Source organism: Goekera deserti (genome assembly GCF_010685995.1).
GTDB classification, from domain to species: domain Bacteria; phylum Actinomycetota; class Actinomycetes; order Mycobacteriales; family Geodermatophilaceae; genus Goekera; species Goekera deserti.
In genome coordinates this window covers 275,696-291,835 of sequence record NZ_JAAGWK010000005.1, presented here as the reverse complement: position 1 = coordinate 291,835, position 16,140 = coordinate 275,696, and the positions used below count along the sequence as shown (strand labels likewise).

Sequence of the window (16,140 nt, the reverse complement as noted above, 5' to 3'; positions counted from 1 at the left end):
GATGACGCACGCAGCGTGTGCGGACGGTGACAAGCTGACGGCATGAAGCGTCCCTACGCCGTCCTCGTCGTCGCGGGTGTACTGGCCGCGGGCTGCACGGCCGACCAGGGCACCGAGAACGCCGGCGCGACCGGCAGCGCCACTGCCTCCCCGTCGCCGGCAGCGCCGTCGTCCGGCGGACCGGGAGGGCCGGCGGTCACGGGCGAGCCCCCCTTCCCCGCGGACGCCGAGCCGGACGCCAGCGACGGCGGGCCGGTGGCCGGCGGCGGGCTGACCGTCTCCGACGTCCGGGTGGCGGCGCAGGACGGCTTCGACCGCGTGGTGTTCGAGTTCGGCGGCACCGGAGAGCCCAGCTGGGACGTGCGCTACGCCGAGCAGGCGACGTCGCAGGGCAGCGGTGAGGTGGTCGACGTGCCCGGAGCCGAGGTTCTCCAGGTGACGCTCGGCGGCGTCGGCTACCCGTACGAGACGGGCGTGACGGAGTGGTCCGGGCCCGAGCCGCTCACCGCCCCGGACACCGGTCGCGTGGCGGGGGTGGTGTTCGATGCGACCTTCGAGGGCCTGTCCACCGCCTTCGTCGGGACGTCGGCGCGTGCCCCGTTCCGGGTCTTCACCCTGACCGGGCCGACGAGGGTGGTGGTCGACGTGGCCGACGCCGGCTGACCCCCGCCGGTCGTGGTCAGCTGAGGCTGGCGGTGACCTCGATGCCGTCGTCGGTGACCGAGGTGCAGGTGATGGACAGTGGCCCGGCCTGCACGCTCTCGCCCTGGGAGCAGGAGACGCTCTGGTCGCCCACGCGCAGCTCGGCCCGGCCGTCGGTCGTGCCAGCGAAGGCCAGCGACTGGCCGAGGATCTCCGCGGAGGCGTCCTCGCCCGACAGGCTGGCCGTGCAGGAGCCGCCGGAGCAGCTCACGTTGCTCGACGTGCAGGCGGTCAGCGACAGCACGGCGAGCGCGCCGGCGAGGGGTCCGAGGACCAGGCGGGTGCGGGTCGTCGTCATGCCGAGGACCCTAGGGCGCCCGCACAGCCGGCGCAGAGGACGGCGCACGGCGCCCGGGGTGTTGCGCCGGGTGGGTCAGACGGGGGTTCCGGTGCCCACGCGGCCACGCCCGGTGCGGGCGCCGACGGTGGTGAGCTCCGGCCGGGTCGACTGGGGCGAGGGCACGCGGGCAGCCGACGCGGCCGGCACCGCGACCGGTGACGGCTGCTCGGCGGCCGGGGCGCCGGTGGCGGGCGCGGGCTTGAACACCCAGGCGCGCAGGGCCACAAAGCGGACCAGGCCGATGCTGCCGGTGACCGCGCCGATCAGCAGCAGCTGCACGACCGCGGAGGTCTCGCCGACGACCTGGGTGAGTGCCGCCAGGCCGACCGACGTGGCGACGAGGCCGACCACGGCCAGCCCGCCGCCCTCGAGCTGGGCGGTGAGCCAGGTGACCCGGCCGCCGGCCTGGAAGGTGAGCAGCCGGTGCAGCTCGTTGGCCAACACGGTCGACCCGATCGCGCCCGCCAGGTTCGCCGTCTGGGCGTCGACGCCGCTGAGCAGCAGGAACAGCAGCACGTAGACGGCGCTGGAGACGCCGCCGACGAAGGTGAACCGGACGAACTGGGAGGCGGTGCTGCTGCCCCGGAGGAACCCGGCGACCCGTGACCCCGTCGACCGCACCGCTCTGCTGCACGCCGCCCACGCCCGCGCCACGCCGTGACCCAGCACGTCCACCGCGGTGGCGGCGTAGCGGGTGGGGCAGGTCATGGGTGCTCCGGTCGACTGCGCTGTGACGGGTGTGGCCTGAGGGTACTTCGCATCCAACCTGGACACCGGTTGTGTATTCCCACCATCGGGATGCGGAACGGTTCTCTTGACCCCTCTGGATGAGATCTTCCCGACCCCTCGGGATGAGACTGTCAGGAAGCCCACAGCACGTCAGCCGTTTTACGCACAGCCGGTCCGCCGATCATCCGCACATGGGCACCCTGGACCGACCGGACGTCCCGACCTCGCCGACGGACTGGCTGTTCCACCCCGAGGTCGCCCGGCTCGTGGTGCTGGCCCGCCGTCCAGCGGGGGCCGACGCCGTCCGCTGCGTGGTCTCCGACGCCGTGTGGGGTGACGTGGTGCGGCTGCTGCGTTGGGCAGCGAGCGCCGACCGGTCGGCGCCGGACGTCGCCGCGCGGGCGCGGTGGCGGCTGGCGGTGGACTGCTACGACCTGATGCGGCGGCTGCCCACGCTGATCGACGAGGTCGACGAGCAGTGGGTGAGCCTGCCCGACGACCCGCTCCCGGACGACGCCCCCGCGCCGGCCGAGCAGCTGCGCGAGGTCGCGGCGGAGCTCACCGCCGCGCTGGTGGCCGACGCGCAGGTCTCGCTGTTCGAGGTGGGGCTGCTGGTCAACCGGCTGGGGGCTGCTGCCATCGCCGCGTCGGTCGACGGCGCGGACTGGAGCGAGCTGGGCTGAAGGGGCGGTCGACCTGCGCGTCGACGGGGCAGCGGCAGGGTAGGGGCGGCGCATGAGCCTGCTGAGCGTGCTGGACCGGATCGCCGACGTCTCGTCGATGGACAGGGTCGTGAGCCCGGTGCAGCGCGCGGTGAACGCGGTGCTGCGGCCGCAGGCGCTCAAGGACGCGCTGCACGGCACGTGGCTGGGCCACCCGGTGCACCCGGTGCTCGCCCAGGTGCCGGTGGGCACGTGGCTGTCGGCCGGCGTGCTGGACCTGCTGCCCACCACCCGCCGTGCCGCCACGGCGCTGATCGCCACCGGGGTGGCCGCGAGCGTGCCGACGGCGATGGCCGGTGCGGCGGACTGGTCGGAACAGGACCCGGGCGTGCGCCGGCTGGGGCTGCTGCACGCCGGGATGAACGTCGTCGCGCTCGGGCTGTACGTCGGGTCGCTGCGCGCCCGCCGGCGTGGGGCCGGCGGGCTCGGCCTGGTGCTGAGCTACGCCGGGTTGACGCTGGCCGGTGGGTCGGCGGCGATCGGCGGTCACATGTCCTACGCGCAGTCCTCCGGGGCCTCGCACTCGGTGACGGCGGCCCGGACCCTCGGCCACGACTGGATCGACCTGGGCCCGATGGACGACCTGCCCGAGGGGCGACCGGCGCTGCGCACCGGGGACGCCGCCGGGTCACCCGTGCCGCTGGTGGTGGTGCGCCGCGGTGGCCGGGTCAGCGTGTTCCTGGGCGCGTGCTCGCACCTGGGTGGGCCGCTGTTCGAGGGCCGGGTGGAGCAGGTGGGCGGCCGCGACTGCCTGGTCTGCCCGTGGCACGAGTCGGCGTTCGACCTGGACGGCGGCGACGCGGTGCGGGGCCCGGCCGGCGTGCCCCAGGAGCCGCTGGAGGTGCGCACCGAGGCCGGTCACGTGCTGGCGCGGCTGGCCGGGCGGCACCGGGAGGGCTGACCGGCCCGCTGCCCGGGCCTACGCTCCGCCGCATGAGCGGGGCCGGCGTCCGGTGTGTGCTGCTGCTGGTGGCACTGGCGGTGGCCGGCTGCTCGTCCCCGGCGGCCGAACCCGCCGCCCCGTCGTCGTCGTCGGTGGTCGCGTCGCTGCCGGCCGTGCCCGGCATCTCGGCCGAGGTGGTGCGGCTGCGCACCGACGAGGCGGTGGGCGGGCAGTTCCAGCTGCGGGTGACCAACACCGGCGACGGCCCGTTCACGGTGACCTCGGTGGCACTGCGGTCACCGGGCTTCGACGCCGACCCGTCCCGCGCCGTGGACGTCGACATCGATGCCGGGCGGACGATCGACCTGCCGGTGCGGTACGGCAGTGCCCGCTGTGCCGACACCGCCGGGCCGGCGGGTGCCGCGCTGGACCTGCGCCGGGCGGACGGCTCCACCGCGCAGGTGCTGGTGCCGCTGACCGGCGGCACGCTGCAGCAGGTGTTCGACGAGGAGTGCGCCCGCCAGCAGCTCGCCGCCGCGGTGACGGTGACGCTCACCCCGCTCACCGACACCGGCGACGCCGTCACCGGGACCGTGCTGCTCACCCGCCGCGCGGGCGACGAACCGGTGCAGGTGACCGCGCTGGGCGGCAGCGTGCTCTACCACGCCGACCCCACCGGTGAGCTGCCCGCGAGCCTCGCCGCGGGCCGGCCGGCGCTGGAGCTGCCGGTGGCGTTCACCGCCGCCCGCTGCGACCCGCACGCGCTGGCCGACGCGAAGAAGCCGTTCGTGTTCCCGCTGACCGTGGTGGTCGGCGACCGGCCGCCGGTCGCCGTCGACCTGCCCGTCGACGACGCCGCCCGGGCGGTGCTGCAGGCCTACGACCTCCGGGCGTGCGCGGCCGGCTGAGCAGCCCCGGCTGGCACACTGGCGGGCGTCGGCTCCGGGCTCGGGGCCGCCGCGGGCCTCTAGCTCAACTGGCAGAGCAGCGGACTTTTAATCCGCGGGTTGTGGGTTCGATCCCCACGGGGCCCACCGCGCTCGACCGGCGGAGCGGTCTTCCTGCTGGTTGCAGGGCGCCCCGCGGCGGGTGCATCGGCGGCTGCGGCGTTCCCGCGGGAACGCGGTCGGGATCCGAGGCTCGCCGACGTTCCCGCGGGAACGTCGGCGCGGAGACCGTGACCTGTCTCGTGCGACTCCAGCTCGCTCCTCGGACCGCTCGCACCACCGGTCACTGAGTCCGTCAGGAGCGGCACCGACGAGGTCGACGCGCTCCTGACGGACTGGCTCACCAGCCTGGACGCGTGAGCGCCCCGGCGCCGACGTGACGACGAGCATGCTGTCGTCCGTGGACGCGGAGTGGGACGACGCGATCTCGCTGAGGCTGACCAGCCTGGCGCTCGGCGCCACCGGGCGGCTGAGCGACGACCTGGTGCTCGGCATCGCCGTCCGGGGGGCGTTGCTCCTCGACGTGGCCCTCCGCCGCCCGACGGCCGTCCGCGGGGACGTCGCCGGCGACGACGTCCGGCCGACCGGCTTCCCCCCGGCAGACCGTCTGCTGCACGCGCCCGGCCGGCCGCTGGTGACGCTGCTGCGGCGGGGGCGGGTGGACCAGTTCGACCTGGCCGCCGAGCACGTCCGGCGGGGCAGCTGGACGCGTACCGGGAGCCGGCTCCGGCCGCGGTACCGCGACGAGACGGTCGAGAGGACACAGCGGGACGCGGCGACGTCATGGCACCCCGGGTGGGGGCCGGCGGACGCGGCGCTGGCAGCCTGCGCCGGGGAACTGGGCGTCCTGGACGCGGGGCGGACCAGGCCCAGCCACGAGCTGCTGCGGGCGACGGCGACGCTGCGCCCGCTCGTGGAGCTCGTCGTCCGGCACGTCCGCGACAACGTCGAGGCCGCCAGCGACGGTGGCTGACCGGCCGCGCAGCCGGGACCCCTGGCGGTGGTCCCCGCCCGTCGTGCTGGGCTGTGACCGTGGACCCGAGCCTCAGAGTCCGACGCTCCGCCGTCCTGGTGACCGGGATGTCCGGCACCGGGAAGTCGACGGTGCTGGCCGAGCTCGCCCGGCGGGGCCACCGGGTGGTGGACACCGACGACCCGGGCTGGATCGTCGCCACGCCGGACGGCGCCGAGCCGACGTGGGACCTGGAGCGGGTCTCGGCGTTGCTGGCCGGGCACCGGGCGGGCCGGCTGTTCGTCGCCGGGTGCGTGGCGAACCAGGGCACGCTCTACGACCGCTTCGACGCCGTCGTGCTGCTCAGCGCACCGCTCGACGTGCTCCTCGCCCGGGTCGCCGACCGCGCCAACCCCTTCGGACGACGTCCGGAGGACCGCGCGCGGATCGCCGCCGACCTCGCCGAGGTGGAGCCGCTGCTGCGTGCCGGTGCCGACCACGAGCTCGTCACGACCCAGCCGCTGGAGGCGGTGGTCGCGGCCCTGGAGGACATCGCGGCCGACCCGGTGCCGTGACGGCGGATCCGGTGGACGGCCACGCCGGGCAGTCGCACCGGCCGCTCGCACTGGCGTCGCCGGCGGGCCGCCGACGTCGCTGAGCGTGACCAACCGGCGCGCCGGGTCATCCCGTGCGCGGGCGGCCGCGGGTGTCGTCCGGCGCGCCGGTCCAGCGCCACGCCGCGCCCCCGGACGGCCGTTCCACGGCGACCGTCACAACCATGTCGACTCGGCCGTGAGCTGGGCATTCCCTGATCCTGGGTCTGGGCCGTGTCGACAAGGCGGCGACCTCGATGCGGGTCGTCGGCTGCTGCGGCGGGTAGCGCAACGATTGGGTGTCGGGCCCGTCACCGACGCCGTCCGGGGCGTCGTCGGGCCCGCCGTGGCGCCTACGTTCTGCACACGTCAGCGGCACTCCCCAGCCGCGACGGGACCGCCCGAGGAGCTCGCGTGAACGCGCCCACCGCACTGCCCGCACCGCCCCCTGCCACCTGGCGCAGCAGGACCGGTGACCCGAGCGCCCGCCCCACGACCGTTGCCGGGCAGGTGGCGTGATGCTGCTCTGGCCCCTCGTCGCCGTCGTCGGCTTCTGCGTGCTCGCTGTCCTCGTCGTCGTCCTCGGCGCCAGCTCCACCGCCCGCTACGAGTTCGAGCGCAACCAGGTGCGCGCGGCGCGCGCCACCGCACCCGCTGCCGGCCCGCAGGACGCCGTGACCCACTCCGGCGCGCAGCGGGCCCCGGCCGCCGCGGACGGCGGGCAGCAGCCGGCCGCGCAGCGCTCGGCCGTCGGTGTCGCCCACCACCCGGCCGGTCGTCGGCTGGGCGAGCCGGCGTCGCCCCCGGCCTGGTGGCTGCTCGACGACACCGCGGACGCCCCCGGCATCCGGGTCGTGGCCGGGCCCTTCCCCGACCGGATCGCCGCCGAGTGGGCCACGTTCGCCGACGACGCCCCGATCGGTGCCCGCGTCGAGCACGGCGTCCTGCGGCCCGACGGCACCTGGGTCCGCCGCCAGCAGCCCGCCGAGCAGGCATGGCTGGTCGCCCTCGGTGAGCAGCTGGACCGGCTGGGCGACGTCTGGGACGAGCTGCTCACCGACGACGACGCGCTCACCACGCTGGTCGTCGAGGTGGCCGCCGCCCTGGTGGAGGCCGGCCTGCCGCTGCACGACTGTGCCGGGGACGGCGCCGCCGGGGGCGTCTGCCTCTCACCCGGCCACGGCGGGGTGCTGGTCAGCTGGCACCAGCACGAGCGGATGGGCGTGGAGCAGGTCCGCGGCAGCGCCCTGGGCAGCGCCGTGCAGTCGACGATGAACGTGGCCGTCGCCGACCTGCTGTCCCAGCTCGGGTTCGCCGTCGAGGCCGTCGGCACGTCGGGCTGCTCGCTGGTGACCAGCGCCGCCTGAGCCCGCCGCCCGGGTCAGCTGCCGACGGTGGCCCGGGCCCCGTCCCAGCAGACCTCGGACGGGTCCCGCGGCGGGGAGAAGAGGAAGCCCTGCGCGCGCCGGCAGCCCAGCCGGCGCAGCAGGTCCGCCTGGGCCTGACGCTCGACCCCCTCCACGACCACGTCGAGGCCGAGCTCGCGGCCCAGCCCCAGCAGCGCCCGCAGGAACCGCTCGGCCCCCGGGTCGGTGTCCACGTCGCGCACGAAGCCCCGGTCGATCTTCAGGCTGCCCAGCGAGATCGACCGCAGGTGCAGCAGCGAGGAGTAGCCGGTGCCGAAGTCGTCCAGGGACAGCTCCACGCCCAGGTCACGCAGCCGGCGGCTGGCGGCCGTGGCCGCGGCGACGTCGGCCAGCAGTGCGTCCTCGGTCACCTCGAGCACCAGCTGCCCGGCCGGCAGCCCGTGCCGGGTCAGCGCGGCGTCGACCCGGTCGGGGAACGCCGGGTCCACCAGGTCGACCGGGCAGACGTTGACCCCGATCGTGATCGGGGTGCCCCGCTCCCGGGTCCACCGGGCCGCCTGGGCGCAGGCCTGCTCGAGCACCGCCTGGGTCAGCGCGGGCAGCAGCCCGCTGCGCGCGGCGACCGGCACGAAGACGTCCGGGCCGATCGGGACGCCGTCGTGCGTCCACCGGGCGAGCCCCTCGAACCGGGTGACCGGGCCGCCGTCCAGGTCGACGACCGGCTGGTAGTGCAGCCGCAGGGTCCCGTCGGCGATCGCCCGACGCAGCGGCTCCCGCAGCAGCAGGTCACCCGCCCCCGGCAACGCCATGGCCGGGTCGTGGTGCACGGCGCGGCCCTTGCCCTGGTGCTTGGCTGCCCGCAGCGCCACCTCGGCCTGGGTCAGCAGCGTGTCCGCCGGCACCGCGCCGCGCCCGTGCGGCAGCTCACCGATGCCGATGCTGGCGCGCACGGTCACTTCCAGACCGGCGACGGTGAAGGGGCGGGCCAGACCGGCCAGCACCCGCGCCGCCACGGTGCCCGGGTCGGCCCCGTCCTCGAGCAGGACGGCGAACCGGTCGCCGCCGAGCCGGGCGAGCAGGGCGCGGTCGGGGACCAGAGCGGCGACCCGGCCGGCGACGTCGACCAGCAGCTGGTCGGCGTCTGCGTGCCCGACGGTGTCGTTGACAGCGGTGAAGTCGTCCAGGTCGACCTTCAGGACCGACAGGCTGCGTGCCACGGTCCGCCGCGCGTCGAGCGCCTCGGCCAGCCGGCGGTGGAACGTGCCCCGGTTGGGCAGGCCGGTGAGCTCGTCGTGCCGGGCGCGCAGCAGTCGTTCGGCCTCCCGCTGCCGGGCCTGCGCCAGCAGCACGTCCCGCTGGAGCACCTGCTCCAGCAGGGCCGCCATCAGGGCGAACTGCGGCGCCTGGGCGGCCAGCGAGGCCTGCTGCGGGAGGGGGTCCAGCCCGCAGAGCGTGCCGAAGAGCCGGCCGTCGGCGGCGCGGATCGGGATGCCGACGTACGCGCCGATCGGCTTCCGTCGGGCGATGACCGTGGTCGCGTACGCCGGGACCGCGCTCACGTCCGGGGCGACCCGTGGGCCCGCGCCGGCGATCATCTGCTGGCAGATCGACTCCGACCAGGCATGGGAGCCGCCGGCGTCCGCGCCGTAGGCGTCGTCGCTGACGTACAGGTAGACCTGGCGGTCCTCGACCTGCTGGCACACCGACCAGGAGGCCATCGGCGCAGAGGTCTTCAGCGTGGCGACGACCTGCGCGCAGGCATCGGGGAAGGACAGGGGTGACACGGCTGGCTGCATGCTCCACCTCGGTGGGGACAGATGACGTCCCCACCGTGAACGGCAGCCGAGCGCCCGGGCTGGAGCAACGCAGTCCCCGGGGCGGGCGCGTCTCACCCCGTAGGGCAGGTCAGGCGCCCGCGAACTCCGTCCAGCCGGGCCCTTCGAACAGGGTGGCCTTCTGCTCGGAGGTCAGCGTTCGGGCCCCGTCGAACGGCTGGCGGACCTCGCGGGGCAGCATGCTGTCGATCAGCCAGCCGTCCGGCGTCCAGGTGACCAGGCCGCCGATGCAGAGCCAGCGGTCCTGGAAGGTGTCCCCGTAGGGGGCGATCACCTCGATCATCACGGCGTCCGGCGTCTGCTCCGACCCCGACCAGCCCAGCCGCCGGTAGGCACCCGCGGTGGCCTCGAAGCGCTGGCCCCCCGGCTCGGCGAGCAGCGCGACCGTGTCGCCCAGCCCGGGGTACACCGTGCCGGTCGACAACCGGCGGAACGCCCCGCCGGACACCTCGGCCGCGGGGGAGCCGACCAGCCAGACGACGTACTCGGTGAAGGCGGTGACGGCGCCGTCGAGGGAGCGGTCGGTGCCCAGCGGGATGTCCTGCCCCAGCCACACGACGTCCATGTCGACCCGCGCCGTGCCCACCGGCAGTCCCACCCCGACGACGCCGGGCGGCGGGGCGCCGGTCGGGGCAGGGCTGCCCGGGGGAGGCGTGGTCGAGGTCGCCGTCGAACTCGTGGGGCGGGCTGCCGGCGGGGTGGTGGTCGCCGGGGTGCCGGCGGACGACGGTGCCGGCTCCTGCGCGGGCCCGACCGCGGCGAAGCCGACGGCGGCGGTGAACGCCAGCACGGCGGCCGTGACGGTCAGCGGGTCCACGCGCCGGCCCGGCATGTCGGTGCCCCCTGCCCGCGGCTGGCCGGGTCGTGACCGCCCGGTGGGGAGCAGGGTCGTGCCGGTGCCGTGCCGGTGTCAAGCAGGCGGTGCGCCGCCGGTCAGCGGCCCATGATGGTGCCGTCCGGCGTGGAGTACGGCCCCACGGAGCGGGGCACGTCGCCCTCGCAGATCGGCAGGCCGTCCGGCCCGGCGTCGCAGGAGAACGACGGCTGCTCGACCTCGGTCGTCTCGGCGGGGTCGGCGCCTGCGTCGGTGTCGCACGCGCTGCCGGTGCACCCGGCGTCCTCGGCCTCGTCGGCGGCGGCGGAGCGGGCGGCCGACACCGCGGCTGCCTCCTCGGCGGCGGCCGCCTCCTCGGCGGACCGGGCGGCTGCGTCGCGTGCTGCCTCCGTGTCGTCGACGGTCTGCACGACCTCGGTGCCGGCGTCGTCGGTCGAGGAGACCTCGGACGGCGCGACGCCGGAGCGGGTCCCCGCGGAGGTGTCCGCGGTCCCGGTGCAGCCGGTCAGCAGGACGGTGGCGCCGGTGAGGACGACGAGCAGCGTGCGGCGCATCAGCGTGTTCTCCATCGGTTGCAGCTGGTGACCACTGTGCGGCCCCGGCCCGCGGGAGACCAGACGCAGGAAGTGACAGGACGCATCGCCCGGCACGGCAGATCTCGTCGCTGCACGTGGTCAGGCGACCACAGTGGGACGTCAGCTGAGCGGGAAGGGGGACTGCCACCACGGGGGCCGGTCGGACAGCTCGACCGAGGTCACCCACTTCACCCACCAGAAGCCACGCCGGCCCGGCGCGACCAGGCGCACCGGCGCGCCGTGCCGGGCGGCCAGCGGTGCGTCCCCGGCGTCGGTGGCGAGCAGCAGCCGGTCCAGGTCGTCCAGCGGGAAGCGGTGGCGTAGCCCGTCGCGGACCGCACCAGCACGCTCCGGGCTCCGGCGCCGGCGACGGGGGTCAGCAGGGCCGACAGCGGGACGCCGGTCCAGTCCTGGGTGGAGAACCAGCCGGACGTGCAGTCCAGCGTGACCCGCCGGGTGGTGCGCGCGGGGTGCCGGCGCAGCTGGCCGACGGTGAGCTCCCCGCCGCCGGTCACCGTCACGCGCCAGTCCGCCGTCGCGACGTCCGGGGTCCGGTCGTCCAGCCAGATCGTCGAGGGCATCGCCGCCGGCCGCAGCGAGCCGACCTCGTGCGAGCCGGTGAACCGGCGTCGCCGGCCGGGCAGGCCCACCACGTCGACGGCGACCTCGACGGCGGCGTACCCGGCGACGGCCAGCGCGCCCAGCGTGCCGGCCCGCAGCAGGGCCCGCCGGGACAGCAGGTGCCCGCGTCCCGGCGTCCGCGCCCCGCCCGGCCGCCGCGGCCGGGTGCCGCGGGCCACGGCGTGCCACACCACCATCGGGGCCAGCAGCACGGCCAGCGCGATGTGCACCCAGAGCACGTGCTGGCCGGCCAGCGAGGTCACCAGCCCGGTCGAGGACGCGACGCCGACCGCGATCGTCGCCAGCGCGAGCGCCGCCATCACCAGCGCGAGCCAGCGGCTGGCCCGACGGCGGCGCAGCCCGGCGCGCACCACCCGGCGCTTCCACGGCAGCAGCAGCACCGTCAGGACGCCGAGCACGCCGTGCACCGCGGCCACCGCCCAGCCGCCGGCCGCACCGGTCAGCTCGGACACCGTGCCGCTGGCGTACGCGGCCAGCAGCACCACGAGCAGCGCCGTGTTGGTGACCCGGGTGGAGGCGCGGAACAGCCCGCGCCGGCCGCGCAGCCGCAGGGACCCGCCGCTCACCGGTGTGCCGCCGGGCTCTCCGGCCGGTGCGCGGCCGGGGGCCGGTTCGCGGGGGGCCACGTCGGCGATGGTGTCACCGCGGGGGCGGGAGGGGGGCGGAACGCAGGCCGCCACATCAGCGCAACCGATCACGCTCCGTGGTCGACAGGCCGTCCAGGGCCGTTGGTGGTGACTCATCGTGACCCGGTGGGGGTGTCCAGGCATTGCCCGGCGCACCCGGATCGGATGCAGTGCACCTCCCGGCAGCGTGGCCGGCAGCCCCGAACGCCGAGACGAGCACCCGCCCCCGAGCCTGGGGCCCGACGCCGAGGACGACCGCACCGTGACCAGCCCCACCGCCCTGTACACCAGCCACGTCCGCCCCTGGACGGGCGAGCTGCTCTCCACCCTGCGCCTGGACGTGACCTACACCCGCGGCGAGGGCGACTGGCTCTCCTGCGACGACGGGTCCGGCCCGCCCCGGGTGCTCGACGCCCTCGGCGGCTACGGCGCCAACCTCTTCGGCCACCACCACCCCCGGTTGCGGGCCCGCATGGTGCAGCTGCTCGGCGACGGCGTGCCGGTGCAGGCCCAGGGCTCGATCAGGCCGGCCGCCGCCGAGCTCGCCCGGGAGCTCTCCGACCGGGTCGGCCGCGGCGTGGCCGACTACGTCGTCACCTTCGCCAACAGCGGCGCGGAGACCGTCGAGGCCGCCCTCAAGCACGCCACCCTGGAGTGGCGGGAGCGCGCCGCGGAGCGCCGGCAGCGGCTGGCCGAGCTGGCCGGGCACGTCGTCGCCGCACACCCGGAGACCGGCGAGGCGCAGCTGGCCACGCTGCGCGGGCTGGGCTACACCGGTGGCACCCGCACGGCTGACGCGGTGGCCTTCGCGCTCCGGCTGGAGGACGCGCTGGTCGCCTCGACGCCGCGCTCCCTCGCCCTGGACGGCGGCTTCCACGGCAAGACCACCGGTGCCGTCCAGCTCACCCACCACGCCGCCTACCGGGCCGACTTCGACAGCGGGTCGACGCTGTTCGTCGGCGCCGGCGGGTCGATCGAGGACCGGCTGGCCGCGTGCCGGCGCACCGTCGTCGAGCTGGGCGTCGGCGAGCACGGCCCGGAGTTCACCGCGGTGCCGGTCACCACCGCCGTCGCGCTGTTCGTGGAGCCGCTGCAGGGCGAGGCCGGGGTGCGCCCGCTGCGCGCCGAGCAGCTGCAGGAGCTGGCGGCCGCGGTGCGCGCCGAGGGCGTGCCGCTGGTGCTCGACGAGATCCAGAGCGGCATGGGCCGCACCGGCACGTTCTGCCACAGCGAGCAGCTGGGCGTCCGCGGCGACTACGTACTGCTGTCCAAGAGCCTCGGCGGCGGGCTGGTCAAGACCGGCGCGCTGCTCGTCGAGCGCAGCCGTTATCGGCCCTCCTTCGGCCGGCTGCACAGCTCCACCTTCGCCGAGGACGACCTCAGCTCCGGGGTCGCCCTGGAGGCGCTGCGGCTGCTGGACGACGACGACGTGCCGGCCCGCGCGGCCGCCACCGGCGCGTGGCTGATGGCCCGGCTGCAGGAGCTCCGCGAGCGCCACCCCGGCGTCGTCGCAGAGGTGCGCGGCGCGGGCCTCATGATCGGCATCGAGTTCACCGACCAGGCCGGGACCTCCTCGGCCACGATCCGCACCCTCGTCTCCCAGGACCTGCTGGGCTACGTGCTCGCCGGGTACCTGCTGCACGGGCACGGCGTCCGGGTCGCGCCCACCCTGTCCAGCCCCCGCACGCTGCGGCTGGAGCCGTCCTACCTGCTCACCGAGGAGGACGCGAAGCTGGTGGTGGCCGCCCTGGACGGCGCGTGCGAGGCACTCGGCAAGGCCAACGCCTTCCACCTGGTCCGGCACCTGGTCGACCCCGCGGCCGTCGGCGGGCACATCACCGACCACCGCGAGCCGCTGCGTTCCGACGCCCTGGACCCGGCGCTGCCGCAGGTGGCCTTCGCCGCCCACTCGGTCACCTCGGCGCACCTGCCGCTGTTCGACCCGAGCCTGGCCGGCTTCACCGAGGCCCAGCTGGACGACCTGATGGAGCGGATCGCCCCGCACGTGGAGCCGGAGTTCCACGAGCGGATCACGGTGCGCTCGACCACCGGTGCCGCCGTCCAGCTGAACTTCCTCGCCGTCTTCTCCTCCTCGGCCCGGATGAGCCGGGCCCTGCGGGAGGACGTCGCCCCCGTGCAGCGGCTGCTCACCACCGCGGTGGACCAGGCCGTCGCCGCGGGCTGCCACACGCTGGGCCTGGGCGGCTACCACTCGATCCTGACCCGCAACGGCCGCTCGCTGCCCCCGGACCGCATCGCGCTGACCACCGGCAACGCGCTCACGGTCGGCATGGGGCTGCGGGCCATCTGGCAGGCGGCCGACGAGCGCGGGATCGTGCCCGAGGAGTCCTGCTTCGCCGCGCTCGGCGCGAACGGCAACATCGCCAGCGTCTACAGCGAGCTGGTCAGCGACCGGGTGCCGCGGATGCTGCTGGTGGGGCGGCCCGGCCGCGAGCAGGCGCTGCTCGGCGCGGCCCTGCGGGTCTACGGCCGGGCGCTGCGCCGGCTGCGGGACGCCACCGACGCCGGGACGACGGCGTCCCTGACCGGCGTGGCCGGGGTGCTCGCCGGTGTGCCGGCCGCCCGCGCCCTGGCGGCCGCGGCGGACCCGGCGAGCCCGGGGCAGATCGCGCAGCTGCACGACGCGCTGGCCGGCCTGGGCGACCGGGCGCCCGTGCGGCTGGCCACCGACGTCGCCGCGCTCGCCGACGCCCAGCTGGTGCTGGGTGCCAGCAACGCCCCCGACCCGCTGGTGTTCCCGGACGTGCTCGGTGCGGGCCCGGTGGTGATCTGCGACGTCTCCGTGCCGATGGACACCGACGCCTCGGTGCTGCGGGAGCGCCCCGACGTCACCGTCATCCAGGGCGGGGTCGTGCGGCTGCCGGAGAACCCCGACTTCCGGATCGGCGGCATGCCGCTGGAGCCCGGGCACGCGTTCGCCTGCATGTCCGAGACGATCCTGCTGGGTCTGGAGGGCATCACCGAGCACTACAGCTACGGCCGGATCTCCGCCGAGCAGGTGGAGGAGATCACCCGGATCGCCGACCGGCACGGCTTCGCGCTGGGCCGGCCGAAGACCGAGATGAGCTACTGAGCCCCGGTCGGCCGCCGTCGGGTCAGCGGCGGCGGTCGACCAGCACGAAGGCGAGCAGGCCGAGACCGGCGAGCAGCAGCACCAGCGGGCCCCAGGGCCAGATCCCGCCGGTGTCGCCCTGCAGCAGCTGGTACCCGCCGAAGCCGGCGACCAGGGCCGGGACCGCCACCCACCAGAGCGGTTGGGCGCGCCCGGCGGGCTGGTCCAGTCCGGTCGGGTCAGGCTCGTCGTCGGGGCTGGTCACGGCTGGACGGTAGCGAGCGACCGGTGCCGGCGGGCGTGTGGTCCCGCGCTGTCGGTGGGCTCTGACAGCATCCCGCCGTGCGCATCACCAGGCGGGTCATGTCGCCCGACGAGTTCTGGACGCTGATCGACCTGCTGGACGGCGGCACGGGCGACGCGGACCTCGAGCGGCTGACCGGGGCGCTGCGGGCGCTCGGCCGACGCCGGGCCCGCGCCTTCCAGGAGCGACTCGCGCAGGTGCTGTTCGACCTCGATCGCGAGGTGATCGCCGACCAGCCCGTGCGCTACGTGGACCAGGAGCCGGACGACGAGCCGATCCCGATGAGCGACGACGCCTTCCTGTACGTGCGCGCCGAGGTCGTCGCCCGGGGCCGGGCAGCCTACGAGGCCGTCCTCGCCGACCCCACGGAGCTCGTTCGCAGCCTGTGGACGGGGGAGGCGGAAGGTCTGCTCTACGCCGCCGACGAGGTCGCGGGGGACGACGTCGACACCCGGGTGTCCTACGAGACGGCCTCGAACACGCGCCACTGGTCGCCGCCGGTCGAGCCGGAGCGTGAGGCGTGGGACGTCGGGCCGCGTCCGGTGGTGGTGGACTGCCGGGACCTGTCCCGACCGCTCACGGGGGAGCGCCCGTTGCCTGACGGCACCTCCGTGCCGATCGTGCAGTACGGGCAGCCGGGCTGGCTGCGGTACGAGGAGAGCTACGAGCTGACCGTCGCGCTGTCCCGGCCGGTCGCCGTGCACGGCGGTCTGCCGCCGGACGTGGGTGCGGCCTCGCTCGACGTGCGCATCGACGTCGGTGACCGGTGGTCACCGACCCCGGCGGTCGGTCCACCGACCGTTGACGAGGAAGCGGACCGGGGCACGGTCCGCCCGGTGACCGTCGCCGTCCCGCACGAGGTCGGTGCGTCGTGGACGGCGGACGAACGTCGGCGGGCACTGCTGGCTCTGGGCGCGTCGTGCGTGCTCGCCGTCCTGCCCGCGGAGCACGGTGCGGTCGACGAGCTGCGCGCCCTCCACCGGGCGGGGGCCGACCTCCTGCCAGGCTGAGCGGG

General features: G+C 75.9%; 16 protein-coding genes, 1 tRNA gene and 1 pseudogene. 10 read left to right on the top strand and 8 right to left on the bottom strand.

Features of this window, described 5'->3' with window-relative positions:
* The first annotated feature begins 42 nt into the window (after positions 1–42).
* Complete coding sequence (locus G1H19_RS02925) at positions 43–663, top strand: AMIN-like domain-containing (lipo)protein (protein ID WP_152730185.1); 621 nt, start codon at positions 43–45, stop codon at positions 661–663.
* A gap of 16 nt (positions 664–679) precedes the next feature.
* Here the strand turns inward: G1H19_RS02925 and G1H19_RS02920 are convergent, their stop codons facing one another.
* Positions 680–1,000, bottom strand: a complete 321-nt coding sequence (locus G1H19_RS02920; RefSeq protein WP_152730184.1) for a hypothetical protein — start codon at positions 998–1,000, stop codon at positions 680–682.
* Positions 1,001–1,075: 75 nt separating this feature from the next.
* A complete protein-coding gene (locus G1H19_RS02915) occupies positions 1,076–1,750 on the bottom strand; it encodes a GtrA family protein (protein WP_152730183.1) in 675 nt (224 codons plus the stop codon).
* Between the two features lie 212 nt (positions 1,751–1,962).
* Between G1H19_RS02915 and G1H19_RS02910 the strand changes: the two genes are divergently transcribed.
* The 7 genes from G1H19_RS02910 (at position 1,963) to G1H19_RS02880 (ending at position 7,235) form a co-directional block, all read left to right on the top strand.
* Complete coding sequence (locus G1H19_RS02910) at positions 1,963–2,454, top strand: hypothetical protein (RefSeq protein WP_152730182.1); 492 nt, start codon at positions 1,963–1,965, stop codon at positions 2,452–2,454.
* Between the two features lie 52 nt (positions 2,455–2,506).
* Complete coding sequence (locus tag G1H19_RS02905; protein ID WP_152730181.1) at positions 2,507–3,394, top strand: Rieske (2Fe-2S) protein; 888 nt, start codon at positions 2,507–2,509, stop codon at positions 3,392–3,394.
* A 32-nt stretch (positions 3,395–3,426) separates the two neighbouring features.
* The gene (locus G1H19_RS02900) at positions 3,427–4,284 is read left to right on the top strand and encodes a hypothetical protein (RefSeq protein WP_152730180.1); all 858 of its coding nucleotides are present in this window, start codon (positions 3,427–3,429) and stop codon (positions 4,282–4,284) included.
* A 53-nt stretch (positions 4,285–4,337) separates the two neighbouring features.
* Positions 4,338–4,410: transfer RNA gene (locus G1H19_RS02895), tRNA-Lys, on the top strand.
* Positions 4,411–4,711: 301 nt separating this feature from the next.
* Complete coding sequence (locus G1H19_RS02890; protein ID WP_152730179.1) at positions 4,712–5,296, top strand: hypothetical protein; 585 nt, start codon at positions 4,712–4,714, stop codon at positions 5,294–5,296.
* Between the two features lie 53 nt (positions 5,297–5,349).
* Positions 5,350–5,850 carry an AAA family ATPase gene (locus G1H19_RS02885; protein ID WP_268895995.1) on the top strand — a complete coding sequence of 167 codons (501 nt, stop codon included), beginning with the start codon at positions 5,350–5,352 and terminating at the stop codon, positions 5,848–5,850.
* Between the two features lie 536 nt (positions 5,851–6,386).
* On the top strand, positions 6,387–7,235 hold the full coding sequence (locus G1H19_RS02880) for a hypothetical protein (protein WP_152730177.1): 849 nt from the start codon (positions 6,387–6,389) through the stop codon (positions 7,233–7,235).
* A gap of 14 nt (positions 7,236–7,249) precedes the next feature.
* Here G1H19_RS02880 and G1H19_RS02875 read toward each other — a convergent pair whose 3' ends face one another.
* The 5 genes and pseudogenes from G1H19_RS02875 to G1H19_RS24830 form a co-directional block, all read right to left on the bottom strand.
* Complete coding sequence (locus tag G1H19_RS02875) at positions 7,250–9,031, bottom strand: bifunctional diguanylate cyclase/phosphodiesterase (protein WP_152730176.1); 1,782 nt, start codon at positions 9,029–9,031, stop codon at positions 7,250–7,252.
* 109 nt (positions 9,032–9,140) lie between these two features.
* Positions 9,141–9,902: a hypothetical protein gene (locus G1H19_RS02870; protein WP_174277980.1), complete on the bottom strand. Its 762-nt coding sequence runs from the start codon at positions 9,900–9,902 to the stop codon at positions 9,141–9,143.
* Positions 9,903–10,003: 101 nt separating this feature from the next.
* A complete protein-coding gene (locus G1H19_RS02865) occupies positions 10,004–10,474 on the bottom strand; it encodes a hypothetical protein (protein WP_152730174.1) in 471 nt (156 codons plus the stop codon).
* A gap of 126 nt (positions 10,475–10,600) precedes the next feature.
* Entirely contained in the window at positions 10,601–10,765 is a 165-nt protein-coding gene (locus G1H19_RS24835) for a molybdopterin-dependent oxidoreductase (protein ID WP_407647156.1), read from the bottom strand.
* A 47-nt stretch (positions 10,766–10,812) separates the two neighbouring features.
* Positions 10,813–11,061, bottom strand: a pseudogene (locus G1H19_RS24830) (molybdopterin-dependent oxidoreductase); the annotation flags it as partial.
* 949 nt (positions 11,062–12,010) lie between these two features.
* On the opposite strand from G1H19_RS24830, the gene G1H19_RS02855 reads away from it, so the two are divergent.
* Positions 12,011–14,842 carry an aminotransferase class III-fold pyridoxal phosphate-dependent enzyme gene (locus G1H19_RS02855; protein WP_162393156.1) on the top strand — a complete coding sequence of 944 codons (2,832 nt, stop codon included), beginning with the start codon at positions 12,011–12,013 and terminating at the stop codon, positions 14,840–14,842.
* Between the two features lie 22 nt (positions 14,843–14,864).
* On the opposite strand, the gene G1H19_RS02850 is transcribed toward G1H19_RS02855, so the two are convergent.
* Positions 14,865–15,086, bottom strand: coding sequence for a hypothetical protein (locus G1H19_RS02850; RefSeq protein WP_152730171.1), 222 nt, complete (start codon positions 15,084–15,086; stop codon positions 14,865–14,867).
* Positions 15,087–15,163: 77 nt separating this feature from the next.
* Here G1H19_RS02850 and G1H19_RS02845 point away from each other — a divergent pair, with 77 nt between their 5' ends.
* Entirely contained in the window at positions 15,164–16,135 is a 972-nt protein-coding gene (locus G1H19_RS02845; protein ID WP_152730170.1) for a DUF4240 domain-containing protein, read from the top strand.
* Positions 16,136–16,140 lie beyond the last annotated feature (5 nt).